At 61.5% G+C, this 15,244-nt stretch carries 13 protein-coding genes and 3 pseudogenes; 13 read left to right on the forward strand and 3 right to left on the reverse strand.

The genetic code is table 11. The features are described from left to right. Window positions 1-72: 72 nt before the first annotated feature. Window positions 73-679: pseudogene (locus NKI97_RS30085) on the forward strand (enolase C-terminal domain-like protein); the annotation flags it as partial. A gap of 141 nt (window positions 680-820) precedes the next feature. Continuing rightward, window positions 821-1,069: pseudogene (locus NKI97_RS30090) on the forward strand (glutathione S-transferase family protein); the annotation flags it as partial. A gap of 162 nt (window positions 1,070-1,231) precedes the next feature. Here NKI97_RS30090 and NKI97_RS30095 read toward each other — a convergent pair. After that, a complete protein-coding gene (locus tag NKI97_RS30095; RefSeq protein WP_352838006.1) occupies window positions 1,232-2,782 on the reverse strand; it encodes an FAD-dependent oxidoreductase in 1,551 nt (516 codons plus the stop codon). A 162-nt stretch (window positions 2,783-2,944) separates the two neighbouring features. Between NKI97_RS30095 and NKI97_RS30100 the strand changes: the two are divergent. The 5 genes and pseudogenes from NKI97_RS30100 to NKI97_RS30120 all read left to right on the forward strand — a co-directional run. Beyond that, window positions 2,945-3,190, forward strand: a pseudogene (locus NKI97_RS30100) (SAM-dependent methyltransferase); the annotation flags it as partial. A 74-nt stretch (window positions 3,191-3,264) separates the two neighbouring features. Then, entirely contained in the window at window positions 3,265-3,561 is a 297-nt protein-coding gene (locus NKI97_RS30105; protein ID WP_352838008.1) for a DUF718 domain-containing protein, read from the forward strand. Window positions 3,562-4,375: 814 nt separating this feature from the next. Beyond that, entirely contained in the window at window positions 4,376-5,731 is a 1,356-nt protein-coding gene (locus NKI97_RS30110) for a selenium-binding family protein (protein ID WP_352838009.1), read from the forward strand. After that, the gene (locus NKI97_RS30115; RefSeq protein ID WP_352449195.1) at window positions 5,728-6,099 is read left to right on the forward strand and encodes a 2Fe-2S iron-sulfur cluster-binding protein; all 372 of its coding nucleotides are present in this window, start codon (window positions 5,728-5,730) and stop codon (window positions 6,097-6,099) included. Before NKI97_RS30110 ends, NKI97_RS30115 begins: the two co-directional genes overlap by 4 nt. Before the next feature lie 5 nt (window positions 6,100-6,104). Further along, entirely contained in the window at window positions 6,105-6,554 is a 450-nt protein-coding gene (locus tag NKI97_RS30120; RefSeq protein ID WP_031212498.1) for a CoA-binding protein, read from the forward strand. A gap of 88 nt (window positions 6,555-6,642) precedes the next feature. Here NKI97_RS30120 and NKI97_RS30125 read toward each other — a convergent pair whose 3' ends face one another. Both NKI97_RS30125 and NKI97_RS30130 read right to left on the reverse strand, forming a co-directional pair. Beyond that, on the reverse strand, window positions 6,643-7,857 hold the full coding sequence (locus NKI97_RS30125) for an NAD(P)-binding domain-containing protein (RefSeq protein WP_352838011.1): 1,215 nt from the start codon (window positions 7,855-7,857) through the stop codon (window positions 6,643-6,645). 59 nt (window positions 7,858-7,916) lie between these two features. Beyond that, window positions 7,917-8,474: an OsmC family protein gene (locus NKI97_RS30130; protein ID WP_023679231.1), complete on the reverse strand. Its 558-nt coding sequence runs from the start codon at window positions 8,472-8,474 to the stop codon at window positions 7,917-7,919. 1,336 nt (window positions 8,475-9,810) lie between these two features. Here NKI97_RS30130 and NKI97_RS30135 point away from each other — a divergent pair. The 6 genes from NKI97_RS30135 (at window position 9,811) to NKI97_RS30160 (ending at window position 15,241) form a co-directional block, all read left to right on the forward strand. Continuing rightward, window positions 9,811-10,422 carry a cupin domain-containing protein gene (locus NKI97_RS30135; RefSeq protein ID WP_352838012.1) on the forward strand — a complete coding sequence of 204 codons (612 nt, stop codon included), beginning with the start codon at window positions 9,811-9,813 and terminating at the stop codon, window positions 10,420-10,422. Window positions 10,423-10,538: 116 nt separating this feature from the next. Then, window positions 10,539-11,477 (forward strand): ABC transporter substrate-binding protein, encoded by a 939-nt coding sequence (locus tag NKI97_RS30140; protein ID WP_352449198.1) that lies wholly within the window; start codon window positions 10,539-10,541, stop codon window positions 11,475-11,477. Between the two features lie 74 nt (window positions 11,478-11,551). Next, window positions 11,552-12,349 (forward strand): ATP-binding cassette domain-containing protein, encoded by a 798-nt coding sequence (locus NKI97_RS30145; RefSeq protein ID WP_352542621.1) that lies wholly within the window; start codon window positions 11,552-11,554, stop codon window positions 12,347-12,349. Next, complete coding sequence (locus tag NKI97_RS30150) at window positions 12,346-13,350, forward strand: ABC transporter permease (protein WP_352838014.1); 1,005 nt, start codon at window positions 12,346-12,348, stop codon at window positions 13,348-13,350. The genes NKI97_RS30145 and NKI97_RS30150 overlap by 4 nt, the downstream gene beginning before the upstream one ends. Window positions 13,351-13,354: 4 nt before the next feature. Further along, complete coding sequence (locus tag NKI97_RS30155) at window positions 13,355-14,443, forward strand: phosphotriesterase family protein (RefSeq protein ID WP_023679226.1); 1,089 nt, start codon at window positions 13,355-13,357, stop codon at window positions 14,441-14,443. A gap of 27 nt (window positions 14,444-14,470) precedes the next feature. Next, complete coding sequence (locus NKI97_RS30160; RefSeq protein WP_352838015.1) at window positions 14,471-15,241, forward strand: glutamine amidotransferase; 771 nt, start codon at window positions 14,471-14,473, stop codon at window positions 15,239-15,241. The last annotated feature ends 3 nt before the right edge of the window (window positions 15,242-15,244 follow it).

A 15,244-nucleotide genomic window follows, 5' to 3' on the forward strand; every position in this document is an offset into this window, starting at 1 on the left:
TGAGGAAGTTCACCTCAAATTGCTCTTCGGAAACAGCACGCGATCGGGTTTTGCATTCATTCGCGCCAGCATTGCCTGGGCGACAGGGTCGGCCTGGCGCTAGACTGCGGCCCGGGCTGGATGCTGCCCGATGCGATCAAGTTCGCTCGCGCGGTCGAGAAGTACAATTTGATGTGGCTCGAGGACATGCTGACCGGCGACTATGTGCCGTGGGTCAATCCGCAGGCCTATCGGGAACTGACCACCTCAACCTCGACGCCAATCCACACCGGCGAGCATATCTACCTGCGGCACAATTTCAAGGAGCTGATCGAAACGCAGGCGGGTGCGCGTCATCGGCCCCGATCCGGCCGATATTGGCGGCATTGCCGAGCTCAAATGGGTCGCCGAGCACGCCTGTATGCACTCGATCCTGATGGCACCGCAGGGCACCGCGAACGGCCTTCTCGGCCTCGGCGCGCTGATCAATGTCTGCGCCACCCTGCCCGCCAACTTCATTGCCTTCGAATACCCGAGCGCCTCCGACCCCTGGTGGGAGGACCTCGTAATCGGCCTGCCGTCGCAGATCGTGAAGGACAGCATGGTGGACTTGCTGCAAGCGCCGGGGCTGGGCCTCGACATCGACGTCGAAGCAGCCAGGAAGTATCTCCGGGAAGAGAATGCGGGCTTCTTCGACTGAACCATCCTTCTTGCGCCACCGTGCACCGCGCGAACCGCTTCACGCAACCTGTCATCCGGAATGACCGTTTCGGGGCCGGAAGCAGACGGTCCGGTTCTCGAACGACCTAGTCAGAAAACTGCCCTTCCGCTGACGACCCGCGACGAGACCTGGCATAAGCAGCGCCTGCCCATGGTCGAGGATCGCATCCGTGGCCGGCTGGGCGAACTTTCCGATCGCCTGGGCAATGCCGACTGCCTCGATGGTGCGTTCAGCGCCGGTGACCTTCTGATGGTGGCGGTGCTGCGCAGGTTGAACGGATCGGCTATACTGGACGAACATCCGAACCTCTCCGCTTATGTAGCCCGCGGCGAAGTGCGGCCAGCCTTCGAGCGTGCTTTCGATGCTTAATTGGCGGTTTTCACGCCGCATCGACCGGCTGATGACATTCTGGTTACTTGACCCTCTAGCTTTGGTTGCGGTCTACTTTCTCTTCATTGGCCAGATACTGGTGGACGAAGGCGATGGCCATGCTGCCCTCGCCGACCGCGGAGGCAACGCGTTTGACCGGGCTCAGGCGTACGTCGCCGCAGGCGCGCTGGTCTCGAGGAGGTAGGGGTCGCGGCCATGCGACCAGAGCCCGGCCTTCTTCACGTCGTCGCCGGTCAGCACATAACCGCGTGCATCGCGCGCTACGTCGGCCGGCAGCCACTCGGTCTCGGCGTTGGCGCCGATGAACACGAACAGCCCGCCGCATTCGTGCCGGCTCACCTCGTTGCCGGTCTTGTCGAGAATGTCGATCGCCGTCAGGTGCGTCTCGCCGTGCACGGCCTGGACTTCGGAGCGAAGCTGGACCTTTACGTTGGATTTCGCCCTGAGCTGCTCGATCAGATAGTGGGACATGCTGTCGGCAAGCGAGGGGCCGCGCACCAGCAGCGTCACGCTGCGCGCATGGCCGGAAAAATGCATCGCCGCCTGGCCGGCCGAATTGCCGGCGCCGATCAGGTAGACATCCTGCCCATGCGTGCTGCTCGCCTCGCTGCGCGCGGCGCCATAATAAACGCCTTTGCCGATCAACCGGTCGAACCCGTCGATGGCAAGACGGCGCCAGGCGACGCCGGTTGCCAGGATGAGGCTGCGGGCGCGCACGACATCGGTGCCGTCGAGCACCACCTCGTGCGTCGTCGGGTCGATGCCGGCGACCGAACGGGTGACCAGGATTTCGGCGCCGAGCCGCTTTGCCTGCTGCAGCGCGCGGCTGGCAAGCTCGTCGCCGGAAATGCCGCTTGGAAAGCCGAGATAGTTCTCGATGCGCGAGGATGTTCCCGCCTGCCCGCCGGGCGCCTCGCGTTCGACGACGATGGTGCGCAGCCCCTCGGAGGCGCCATAGACCGCAGCCGCAAGACCGGCCGGTCCGCCGCCGATGATCGCGACGTCGTACTCGGCGCCGCGCGGGCGCGTCTGCAGCCCGAGGCGAATGGCAAGATCGCGCACGGCGGGTGCTTCGATAATCTCCCCGTCCGCCAGCCGGGCAACGGGACCATCGAGAGCCGGCCTGCCGAGGGCAGACCAGAAAGCCTCGGCATCCGACGTGTCGGGCAAAAGCCAGGTGAACGAAATCTGGTTGCGGGCCAGAAACCGGCGCAGTTCGCCGCACGCCGTGTCCCAGCGATGGCCGACCAATGTGACGCGCGGCCTATGCGGCTCGGCAGTGACGCTTTGCAGCCCGCCCATCCGCTCGCGGGCAAGCGCGCTGACCTTTTGGGCCACGTCCTTTGAAACCGCGGCGATGGAATAATACTGCTGAACCTCGATGCGCATGACGCGGGAAGATTCGGCGGCGCGATAGCCACCGGGAAATCCCGAGCCAAGCGCAATCGGCACCTCGCCGAAGATCGTTCCCGGCAGACGCCAACCCAGCGTTCGCTCGATGCCGTCGAAGGTCTTTAGGACTTCGATCTTGCCGGCGAGAACCGCAAACAGCGCGGCCTCTCCACCCTCGTGAATCGCGAACTCTCCGGGGCTGAGGTGAAGATCGGCCGCTGTCCGCGCCAGCCGCTCCAGCTCTGCCGCCGGCAAACCCGAAAACAACGGGATCGCTCCCACTTCATCACTTGTCAGCATGGCCCCTCCGCGGGAGCCAGTTAGCGTTGTTTTTTTGTCGTGATCAATAAAAAAGCGAGGCGGAGCCGCGTTTTGGCAGAGAGCGCAACCTCCCCGTTGTCGTACCGTTGTTGTGGGGGAGATCGGCAGCCTCGACGCCATGCCACGCATGCTCGTAGCTCGCTCAAGCCGGACGGCACGTGGATGATCGTCGAGCCGTTCGCGCACGATCATCTGGCTGTTAACCCGGTCGGGCGCGCCTATTATGCCGCCTCCGCCTTTGTGTGCACGCCCGCGTCGCTGACGCAGGATGTCGGGCTCCGGGGCTGGCGCCCAGGCCGGAGAGGCAAGGCTGAGGGAGGTCGTCACCAGCGGTGGCTTCACCGCTTCCGCCGCACCGCAGAGACGCCGTCCAACATGGTGCTGGAGGCCCCCCGTAGTAGGATTGCCGCAGGAAGATTGCTGCTCAAAAAAGTTGCTGCTCCAATCGATCGCAGGAAGCTATGACCGCCTACAATGTAGTCCGCTTTCGCACAAAGCCAAGCATAGAAAAGGCCTTCGTCGAAGCGCACAAGACTATCGCGCTCAACGCGACAGGCTTTCGCAAGGGCGCCCTGATCAAGACTGGCGAGCCCACATTCTGCTTTGTCGGCGAGTGGCAGGACATGGACAGCCTCGCCGCCGCGCGGCCGTCGATGATCGGCATTCTCGACACGTTCCGCGATATGCTCGAAGACCTCGGCGGCGACCTCGGCCTTACCGACCCGGTCTCGGGGGCAGTCGTTGCTGAGGTAAGCTGAGGCAGGCTCGAGTTAGCGAAGGCCGGCCGAACTCCCAGCCGATCAACCAAAAAGGCAGAGCAGGTTTTGGCGGATGTAGCCAAGCGACAGAGGTTCGTGCCGGAATTGGTCGGGCGTCTGACGGGCTGTAGCGGCTGAGCCGGAGGCTTGGGTGGCCTCAGCCCGCTGCGTGAGGATTCACCGCGCGCTACGGTTTTTCTCTGCTTCGGATGATCCAAGCGGACAACGGTCCGACGAAGACACTGTCGGCGAGTGCTCGTTCCTCCGCACTCAAAGAACCAGGCATCGTGCACGCAGTGCTGGGTTCGCTCAGCAGCGTCGAGGTAGCGATTGCAAGGAGACTTGCTCTCATTTTGCACACCCGCTCAGACCCCACACGCATTGCGCCGATGGTAGCTCAACCTGATAGGATGACCATGCGCGATTGCGATTGAGGATCAGGTAATGGCCGGAAGCGGTCCGATCGATTGCGGTAAGAACGCGCGAGAATGCAGACATCCAATCCGGGGTTCGAAGTCTCGAACTGACCCAACCCAGACGTTCCCGACCGCTGGAATACTGTCTTGAAACCGTGGAAAGAAGCCGGAGGCTTTCACTTGGGCTTGGTCCAGGCACTGCTCTCCGATCACTCCGCCAACGTTCCCTCGGGATAAGAAGCTGGCGTTGGGTGGTCCCACAGGGCTCTGTCGCCAAGTTGTACGTCACGTGCGCACTTCACAAGCCACCCCGGCCATAGCGCCAATGCCAAGCATGCACTAACATTCCAGCTTGCCCCTTTGGGGCTGGCCAGTGATCTGTTCAAAGGGAAGTACCCATGACCAATCATTGCTGTGGACCGGGCTATGCTTCTCCAGCCGAGGCGATGACGGCACCTCGCGAAAAGCTGCTCTATACGATTGCCATCTACACCGGCACGGGCATTCAGAAGCCGGACTATCTGTGCACCATTGATGTCGACCCGGAGAGTTCGACCTACAGCCAGGTGATTTCGCGTTTGCAAATGCCGGGTATTGGCGATGAGCTTCATCACTCGGGCTGGAACGCCTGTTCGTCGTGCCACGGCGATGCGAGCAAGGAGCGAAAATATCTGATCGTGCCGGGTGTGCGCTCGTCAAATCTGCATATTGTCGATTGCGGTACCGATCCGCGCAGCCCGACACTGTTCAAGGTGATAGACGGCGCTGAAATCAAAGCCAGGACTAACCTGTCGGCGCCACACACGGTGCATTGCCTCGGCTCGGACATCATCGTTTCCATGCTTGGTGACGCCCAGGGCAATGCCCCCGGCGGCTATTTGCAACTCAGCAAGGAGTTCGAGATTGTCGGCCGCTGGGAAAACTCCATGGGCAGGATCAAGTTTGGTTATGATTTCTGGTACCAGCCGCGACACAACGTAATGGTCAGCTCGGAATGGGCCGCGCCCAATACCTTCATGCCTGGCTTTGACCTGGAAGAGGTTGGTCATCTGAAATATGGCCGAGAGATCCATTTCTGGGATTTTGAAAAGAAGGAGCCAAAGCAAACATTCTATCTCGGTGAAGATGGCTTGATCCCACTGGAAGTGCGATTCCATCATAACCCCGACAGCAGTCACGGCTTTGTTGGCGCGGCCCTTTCTGCAAATATCATCCATTGTTGGAAGGACGCGGCGGGTGACTGGCAATGGGAAAAAATTGTCGATGTCGGCAATGAGCCGCATCCCGAATGGCCGATACCAATACCGGGCGTGATCTCGGTCATTCTGCTCAGCATGGACGATCGATACCTCTATATGTGCAACTGGTTGCATGGCGACATTCGTCAGTACGACATCTCGGACCCTCACAACGCCAAGCTTACCGGACAAGTGTGGATGGGCGGACTTCTCGGCCGTGCGCCTGAGGTCAATGGCGTGAAAGTGACTGGCGGGCCTCAGATGATACAGCTCAGCCTCGACGGCAAGCGCCTTTATGTGACGACCTCACTCTTCTCGACGTGGGATAATCAGTTCTATCCCGAAATCCGCACCAATGGCGGATGCATGCTGATGGTCAATTGCGATACGGAAAACGGCGGCATGGAAATCGATCCGCTATTCGTTGTTGATTTTGGTAAGGAACCAAATGGACCAAGCCGCTGCCACGAAACCCGTTATCCCGGGGGTGATTGCACGAGTGACATCTGGGTATGACCTGCTTCACCATCATTCTCGCCAATCAAGGCGGTGCGGCCTTTGACGTCGATCACCGCAAGCCCCTCTTGCAAAGCTTGCGCGAGCAGGGCGTGGATCTGCCGTATGGGTGCAAGTATGGCGGCTGCATAACCTGTGCGGCCAAAATAATCAGCGGCAAAGTCGATCAAAAAGCGCAGCGGGCGCTGAACAACCGCCAGATCAACAATGGCTATATAATCCTCTGCGTCGCCCGCCCTATGAGCGACTGCACGCTGGAGGTCGGCGTTGAGAGCCACGACAAGCTCTATCGCAACCCCTTCCTTGACCCGCTGGCCGCTCATGAATTGAAAGCCGATATTGCGACCCCGTTGGAAGCAAAGAAATGACCCATATGAATCATGATGAGCCCTATTCGGAGGCTTACCTGCAAGACATTCTGAAATCGGTCAAAACCATCGCGATGGTTGGGGCCAGCCCCGATAAAACTAAATTTTCCTATGGGGTACTCAGGGTGCTGCACGAAATCGGCTACGACATGATCCCGGTCAACCCCAGTCCCGGTCTGGATGAGATTCGAGGGCTTAAGGTGTACGCGTCACTAGCGGCCATCGACCGGCCTGTGGATATGGTTGAGGTTTTTCGCCGCTCCGAAGATCTGTTGGAAGTTGCACAGGAGGCCATCGCAATCAATGCCAAGGTTCTGTGGGGTCAGATTGGGGTGCGCGATGACGCTGCCGCCCAGTTGGCGGAGGAAGCCGGCTTGAAAGTGGTGATGAACCGCTGTCCCAAGATTGAGTTGTTCCGCCCCTTCTGGAAGCCAAAGCTGCATTTGGGAATATGACTGCAGGGGCGCAGAATTCGGGGTTGTCGCGGCAACCAACCTGTTCCCTCTGGAGTCTCAGACGTTGATTCTGCTAGCAGATTGAATTTTACCCGAGGTACGATGCCAGATGATCGCTGAGATCACGCGCGTCGTCGCCAGCGCCGTCGATCAGAGCAGACTTGCGGCGGCGCAGAAACTGCGTCCCCATCAGGTACAGGCCCGGATGTTCCGCTACACCGCCGTCGTGACGGACGTGGCCCTTGCGGTCGAGGACCGGCAGTTCCAGCCAGGAGTAGTCCGGCCGGTAGCCGGTGGCCCAGATGATCGTCCTGATCGCGCCTCCGGCAAGATCGAGGCCGAGCGGCGGGTTGTCCTCGACACGGGTCGGCGGCGGGCGATCCGGCGGCCCGACCGTAGCGTCCAGGCCGTTGGCGCGCGCCCATTCGTCGATGACGTCGAGCAGCCGTGCCATCTTGAGATCGGAAAGCGCGCACATGTTGCGCAACGACCCCGCAAACTGGGCCTTGCCGTCTTCGGTGATGCCGGCAAGACGACCGATGAGCCGGACGCCGAGGTCGTCGAGCGCATTGAGGTCGAGGGTGATGCGGTCGGGCGTGCCGGCAAGCTGTAGCGAAGGAACCCGTCGCGCCCGCCTGATGTCGTCCACCTCGTCGTAACGCTCGTCGAGCACGCCGGCGGCGTCCATCCACCATTCCAGGTCCTTGCCGCGATAGACGCGGGGCGCCCGGATGTGCTCGCCCACCGACAGGGTCACTTGACGCCCCGAACGCTGCAGCTCCTGTGCGATCTGGGTGCCGCTCGACGACGCGCCCACCACCATCACGCCACCGTCGGCGACCTGACCCGGATTGCGGTAGGACTGTGCCGTCAGCATGGCGACCGACGGCGGCACGCGGCTGGCGACGTCGGGCAGGCGCGCGATGTTGCACGCGCCCGACGCCAGCACGACGGTCCGACACCGCCACTCGCCGCGGTCCGTGCGCACAAGATATCCCGCCCCGTCGCTGCGAACCGAGGTAACGGTCGAGTGGGTTCTGACCGGAGCCGAGATCGCCTTGGCATAGTTCCCGAGGAAGTCGATCACCTCAGGCATCGTCCGGTAGCCGTCGGGATCGTCGCCGTCATAGCGGAAGCCCGGCAGCCGGCTCTGCCAGTTCGGGGTGAGCAGCCGCAGTGAATCCCATCGCTCGGTGCGCCAGGTATGGGCGATCTCGCCGCGCTCCAGCAGCACATGGTCGATAGAGCGCTCCGCGAGGCAGCGGCTCATCGCGAGCCCCGCGTGCCCCGCGCCGACGATCACTGTGGTGACGGAACTAATCGCACCCTCTCATCAGGAGAGTCTACGGTTCGAAGCGCCTTTCAATTCACCACGACCGTGACGTTCGTCGGATTGGTGACAATGTCATAGACCGCCGACCGCTTCTGCGACTGAGCGACGATAGCCTCGATGTCCTCGCGCTTGGCGTCGGCGTCGATGTTGTATTTCACCGTGATGCCGCTGAAGCCGTTGCGCACGTCGCTGTCGATGCCGAGTATTCCGGCGAGATCCATGTCGCCTTCGATGGTCGCCTTCACCGACTTCAACTGGATGTTGCGGTTCTGGGCAACCGCGGCGATGCCGGCGGTCAGGCAACTCGCCAGTCCGACCAGCACGTATTCGACGGGCGTGGCGCCCTTGTCCTGGGAAGCGAAGACCTCCGGATGGTCTGCGTCGAATGTGAAGGTGGTCTTGCGATGCTGATCCTCGCCGAGACCGTAGAAGCTCTCGACCGACGAGTGGCTGTGGGTGCCATCCTTCCATTCGCAGGCCGCGCGCCACTTGAACTGCGCTGCCTCCGGGGCGTTGGTAAGCGCTTCGCGTGCGCCGAGCAGCGCCTCTACGTTAACGCCGTTGTTTGCCTGTACTTCGGAAGCCATAATTATTATCCTCCCTACCTTGCACTGGCTCAAAAACCCGACCGATCTCACTGACCTCTCGATCAGATTTCACCATGGCGCGGCATGCTATGGGCCGCGAAGCGTTTCTTCAAGTTGTTTCCGCAGCGGAATGTTCGCCCTCGTGTGCCGAGTTGTGCCTTTGCAGGCTCTGGCGCGACCACGACCTTCAGCGTGGTCAATTGCAGTGTCTGCTTCCGGGCGGAGGCAAAGTTCGCCTCTATGGCCGACATCAGGCGCAGAGCAGACGGTCGGGTTTCCAACCCGGAGCGACAAGAGCTGACCTTTGGTCGGCGCAAGTGTCGTCCTGACGTGACCCAATGCGGTCTTCCGTTGCGAGCGTTGCTGAAGCTGCGTTAAGTCCGTCGGAGGCCAATGGTATTTTCAATGGAACGCTAATATACATGGAAACCCCAACGAGCAGCGCCTGCCAGATACTTGAGGAATGCCATGCGAAGGCTCATCTTCACGGCGATGTGTATCGCCGCCGCAACAGCCGCTAACGCCCATGATTGGTACGAAGATAAGATTGACCCACAGACCAAATTCAAGTGCTGCGGCGGTTCAGATTGCCGCGCCATACCTCGGTCTTCGGTGCGGTCCAGGGTAGACGGCGGGTACACTTATTTGCCGCATAATTTCACCATCCCACGGGACCGTGTACAGGAATCCCCGGACGGGCAATACCATATCTGCGAAAATAAATATGTTGTAACCAACCAGCTGTATTGGCGTTGCTTCTTCGCACCTCGTGTCGATGTGTCTATACTTCTAAAGCATTAACCGCGCGTCGCTTCCGCAACTTACATCAGCAAGGTACTATTCCATTTAATTCTGTTGGACTTTTTTTGAAATTGTCGAAGCTCAAGCGGCTGCGCGACTGCCCCAAGGATTTCATTGGATACGTCGCGGCTATCGAGAGCCTGTGCGCCTTGGGCGTAACTCCATGGGGCGCTGCCGCGGGTGACTTCTGGGCGCGCTCCGCAAATTCGGGGACAGTCCAGATTTTATCGTGTCGGCGCGGCCGTGGTTGTGTAGATTGGCTGCGTGGCCCGCCTTGCCCGCATTGTCGTTACAAGTCCACTCGCAACGTGACGCAAACGCGGTAACGGCTGGCGATTTCGACCACGATGGACAGCCAAGCGATAGGGATAACTGGCGCGGGATCATTCAGCAGGTTCATGCGGGAGCGGCATTCGCCGGATGAGGTAGCTGCGGCTGCAGTCTCGAATTTGACGCATCAGCACTTGCAAATCGTCAGCCGAGGTCTTTTGCTCGCGCGATAGTTGCCCTTGACCGTTGAATGGTTGGCGAACAGATGAACAAAATCGATCGACGGCGGCCAGAATCAGAAACGGACGCCACCATAAATGCCGCAAGACTTGGAACTCGGCTGCGCCTCGCCCGCCAGACACGCGGCATGACGCTGAAGACGCTGGCCGCGGCTGCGAATTGCTCGGAAAGCCTGCTGTCCAAGATCGAGAACGGCAAGGCTTCGCCGTCCCTGTCCATGCTTCACCGTCTGGTCGAGGTTCTCGACACCAATATCGGCTGGATGTTCGAGCAAGTCGACGACGACGAGGCGATCGTATTCCGGGCGGGCGCAAGGCCTTTGATCGCGCTCGACGCGCTACGGCGTGGCGAAGGAATTTCGCTCGAACGCATCATCCCGTATTCGCCTGGCCACCTCTTACAATGCAACATCCATCACATCGAGGCAGAGGGCTCGAGCGAAGGTCCGATCCAGCATGCCGGCGAGGAAGTCGGCTACGTGCTCGCCGGGCGGATCGAACTGATCGTCGACGGCAAGAGCCATGCTCTCGCCACCGGTGATGCCTTCGTGTTCAGGTCGGAGCTGCCGCATCATTACCGCAACATCGGCGAGGAACGCGCTAGCATTTTCTGGGTCAACACGCCGGCGACTTTCTGAGCAACGCTCTGCGTTCATTTGGATTGACAAATATTCAAGTCTCTTGAATGCTTGCCTCGTGCCTGTAGCACCAACGGGACCAGCCGAGGTCTGGTCCGCAAGCAAGGGGAACCGAAATGCGTCTGTTCAAACTTCTCGCCGGCTGTGCCGCCGCCATTGCCATGGGCTCGGCAGCCATGGGATCGGCGCTTGCCGATACGTTCGCTCTCGTCAACATCAACCAGCAGGCCCTGTTCTTCAACCAGATCAACGAGGGCGCGCAAAAGGCAGCCGACGCCGCTGGCGCCAAGCTGGTCATTTTCAACGCCAACAATGTGCCGAGCGCGCAGAACGACGCGATCGAGAACTACATCACGCAGAAAGTCGACGGCATCATTCTGGTCGCCATCGACGTCAACGGCGTCAAGCCTGCGATCACTGCAGCCAAGGCGGCCGGCATTCCCGTCATAGCCATCGACGCGCAGATCCCCGACGGCGACAATATTTCGTTCATCGGCGTCGACAACACCAAGGCCGGCGAGGACATCGGCAAATTCTACGCCGACTATGTGAAGACCGATATGGCCGGCAAGGCCAAGATCGGTATCGTCGGCGCACTCAATTCATTCATCCAGAACCAGCGCCTCGACGGCTTCAAGAAGGCGGTGACCGAAAGCGGCCAGGCCGTCACCTTCCTCGACACGGTCGACGGCCAGAATGTTCAGGAGACCGCCTTGAGCGCTTCGGAAAACCTGATGACCGCCAATCCGGACATGAACTCGCTCTATGCGACCGGAGAGCCGGCCTTGCTCGGCGCCGTTTCGGCGGTGACCAGCCAAGGCCGCACCGGCGACGTCAAGGTGTTCGGCTGGGATCTGACCAAGCAGGCCGTTCAGGGCATCGACGACGGCTGGGTGGTGGCGGTCGTGCAGCAGGATCCGGCCGGCGAAGGCAAGGCCGCGGTCGAAGCGCTGGGCAAGATCAAGAAGGGCGAGAAAATCGACCCGATCATCAATATCCCGGTGACGATCGTGACCAAGAAGAATGTCGACCAATATCGCGCGATGTTCAAGTAAACTGCGTCGGCGACCGAGCCGCGGCGCCGCCCGAGGCTGCGCCGCGGATCCCTTGCAATCGCGTGGAATTCCAGATGAGCAGTGGCCAGACCTATCGGGTGCGGATGAGCGGCATCTCAAAGCGCTACAACGCCATCCAGACGCTCGATGACGTGTCGCTGACGCTGAAGCCGGGCGAGGTGCTGGGGCTGGTCGGCGACAATGGCGCCGGCAAGTCGACATTGAGCAAGGTGCTGTCGGGGGCAGTGGTTCCCGACGCCGGCACCATCGAGATCGACGGCAAGCCGGTGATCTTCAGCTCGCCGGCGGACGCTCGTGCGGCGCGCGTCGAGATGGTCTACCAGGACCTGTCGCTCTGCGACACGGTCGATGTCGCCGGCAATCTGTTTCTCGGCCGCGAGCCGCGCCGCCGCATTGCAGGCATTTCCTTTCTCGACAAGAAGCGCATGCATGACGAGACGCGCCAGATGCTCGATCGGCTCGGCATCGTCATTGCCGATACGCGGCTCAAGGTTGAAAACCTCTCAGGCGGGCAGCGCCAGTCGATCGCGATCGGCCGCGCCGCCTCGTTCGAGCCGGCCGTGCTGATCATGGACGAGCCGACGGCAGCGCTTGCCGTGGCCGAAGTCGAGGCGGTGCTCGAACTGATCCGCGCGGTCAGTGCGCGCGGTGTCAGCGTCATTCTGATCACCCACCGGCTGCAGGATCTCTTCCTCGTCTGCGATCGCATTCAGGTCATGTATGAAGGGCGCAATGTCGCCGAGCGGCTGATCGGCGACACTAATATCGAAGACGTGGTCAATCTGATCGTCGGCCGCAAGTTCAGTGCGCGTTCCGCCACCAATGGCTATCGCGGTGGAGCGCCGGCATGAGTGACGCGATCCACACCGCCCAGCCCTCACGAATACGCAGGGGCACCTGGCGCGATGCGCTGCTCGCCAATGGCAGCGTCGTCTCGATCGCGCTGTTCTTTCTGGTCGTCTGCATCATCTTCTCGGTTGCGACCGACGCGTTTCTGACATCGCCCAATCTGTTGAACATCCTGCGGCAGTCGGCGCCGCTGCTGATCGTCGCCGCGGCAATGACTTTCGTCATCACCACTGGCGGCATCGATCTTTCGGTCGGCTCCGTGCTGGCGCTGGTGGCGACGCTGTCGGCGACGCTTTTGCAGTTTGGCCTGCCGTGGCCAGTCGTTATCCTCGCCATGTTGGCGCTCGGCGCCCTGCTTGGGGCGGTACAGGGCTATTTCATTGCCTATGAGGGCATCCCGTCCTTCATCGTCACGCTTGCCGGGCTTTCGGTGATCCGTGGCGTGGCGCTCCTGATCACCGGCGGCTATTCCATCCCGATCGAGCCCGGAAGCGCTTTCACCGTCCTGGGCCGCGCCTGGTTTCTTGGCATGCCGGTGCCGGCGCTGATCGCGCTGGCGATCCTGGCCATCGCCTATCTCGCCTTCAACGAGACGCCATTCGGCCGCTATGTCACCGGCATTGGCGCCAACGCCGAGGCGGTGCGGCGCGCCGGCGTCAACACGCGGCAGACGACGCTCTTCGTCTATGTGATTTCCGCCACCGCGGCAGCCCTTGCCGGGATCATCATTGCCGCCCGGCTTGGATCGGGATCTTCGAATGCCGGCCAGGGTTTCGAGCTGGAAGTCATTGCCGCCGTCGTGCTCGGCGGCACCAGCCTGTTCGGCGGCCGCGGAACGATCATCGGCACGGTGCTCGGCGCGCTGACCGTGGCCGTCATCGGCAACGGCCTGATCCTGGCGCATCTGTCGCCTTTCCTGACGCCGATAGTCACCGGAACGATCATCCTGATCGCCATCTGGCTGAACTTCCGCCTGTTTCGCGGCGCGGTGCGGAGCCGTTGAGCCGATGAGCGATCTGTTCGATGACGCGGTGCCCAGGCGACGGCTGCCAATCGGCGTCGAAACCGGCCATGTGATGACCGTGCTCGGCCCGGTTCCGGTCGAGGAGATGGGCATTACGCTGATGCACGAGCACATCTTGCTCGATGGTGCGCGCAGCTGGAAATGCCCCTGCCATCCCGACGACATGGCGATCGCCGAGCAGCCGGTGAACATCGAGATCATCGGCGAGTTGCGGATGAACCCATACGTCAACCGCGACAACGTCTCGCTCGACGACGCCGACCTGGCGCTGTCTGAGCTGCAGCGCTATCGCGCGCTGGGCGGCCACACCGTCGTCGATGCCACCAATATCGGCATCGGCCGCGCCCCCGAAAAGCTCGCTCGCATCAGCCGCATGTCCGGCCTGAAGATCGTCATGGGCACCGGCTTCTATCTCGAGCACACCCATCCCGAATGGCTGAAGGCAATGGATGTGGACGCCGTGACCGAGTTCATCGTCAACGATGTCGGCGGCGGCGAGACGCAGCCGCCGATCATGGCCGGGCTGATCGGCGAGGTCGGCGTCAGCAAGGATTTCACCGCCGAGGAACGCAAGTCGCTGCGGGCTTCGGCGCGCGCCTCGCGCATAACCGGCGTGCCGCTGTCGATCCATCTGCCTGGCTGGGAGCGGCTGGCGCACGAGGTGCTCGATATCGTCGAGGCCGAAGGCGCCGATCTTCGCCACACCGTGCTCTGCCACATGAACCCGAGCCACGACGATCCCGACTACCAGAAAAGCCTCGCCCGGCGCGGCGCGTTCCTCGAATACGACATGATCGGCATGGACTATTATTATGCCGACCAGGACGCGCAATCGCCCTCCGACGAAGAGAACGCACGCGCCATCGCCGCCCTTGTCGAGGCGGGCTTCGGCGACCGCCTGCTGTTGTCGCAGGATGTGTTCCTCAAGATCATGCTGACGCGCTTCGGCGGCTTCGGCTATGGCTATATCCTGAAGCATTTCATACCGCGCCTGAAACGCCACGGCGTCGAGCAGCCGGCCATCGACCGCATGTTGATCGCCAATCCGAAAAGCGTATTCGCGCGGCTCTAGGCGGCCTGGAATTACACTGGAGTTCAAATGTCCAAGAAGAAGATCCTGCTTGCCGGCGAATCCTGGGTGTCGACCGCGACCCATATCAAGGGTTTCGACCAGTTTCCGACCGTTACCTACCACACGGGCGCAGACGAGTTGCTGGACGCGCTGAAGGCGACCGACTTCGACGTCACGTTCATGCCGGCGCATGAGGCGCAGCGCGGCTTTCCACAGACGATGGAGGCGCTGTCGGCCTATGACGCGGTCGTGCTCTCCGACATCGGCGCCAACACGCTGCTGCTGCATCCCGACACCTGGGTCCACTCCAAGCCGACGCCGAACCGCCTGCGCCTGCTCCGCGATTACGTCAGCCGCGGCGGCGGTCTATTGATGTTCGGCGGTTACTACAGCTTCCAGGGCATCAATGGCGGCGCGCGCTACCGCAAGACGCCGGTCGAGGACGTGCTGCCGGTGAACTGCCTGGCCTACGACGACCGCGTCGAGGTTCCCGAAGGTTTTGCGCCGGTGCCGAAACCAGGGTCGAGGCATCCCATCCTCAGGGGCCTCGGCTCGGACTGGCCGATCCTGCTCGGTTTTAACGAGGTGACGCTGAAGGATGGGGCCGAGGTCCTGGCCAGCGTGTCGTCGGACTATGGCTCGCTGCCGCTGCTTGTCACCGGCCATTACGGCAAGGGCCGCACCGTGGCCTGGACATCCGATGTCGGGCCACATTGGCTGCCGCCGCAATTCATCGCCTGGCCAGGCTACAAGACCCTGTTCGAACAGATGCTGGGCTGGGCGACAGGTGAGAGCTGAGCC

The sequence above is a fragment of the Mesorhizobium sp. M0296 genome (assembly GCF_040321675.1).
Taxonomy (GTDB): domain Bacteria; phylum Pseudomonadota; class Alphaproteobacteria; order Rhizobiales; family Rhizobiaceae; genus Mesorhizobium.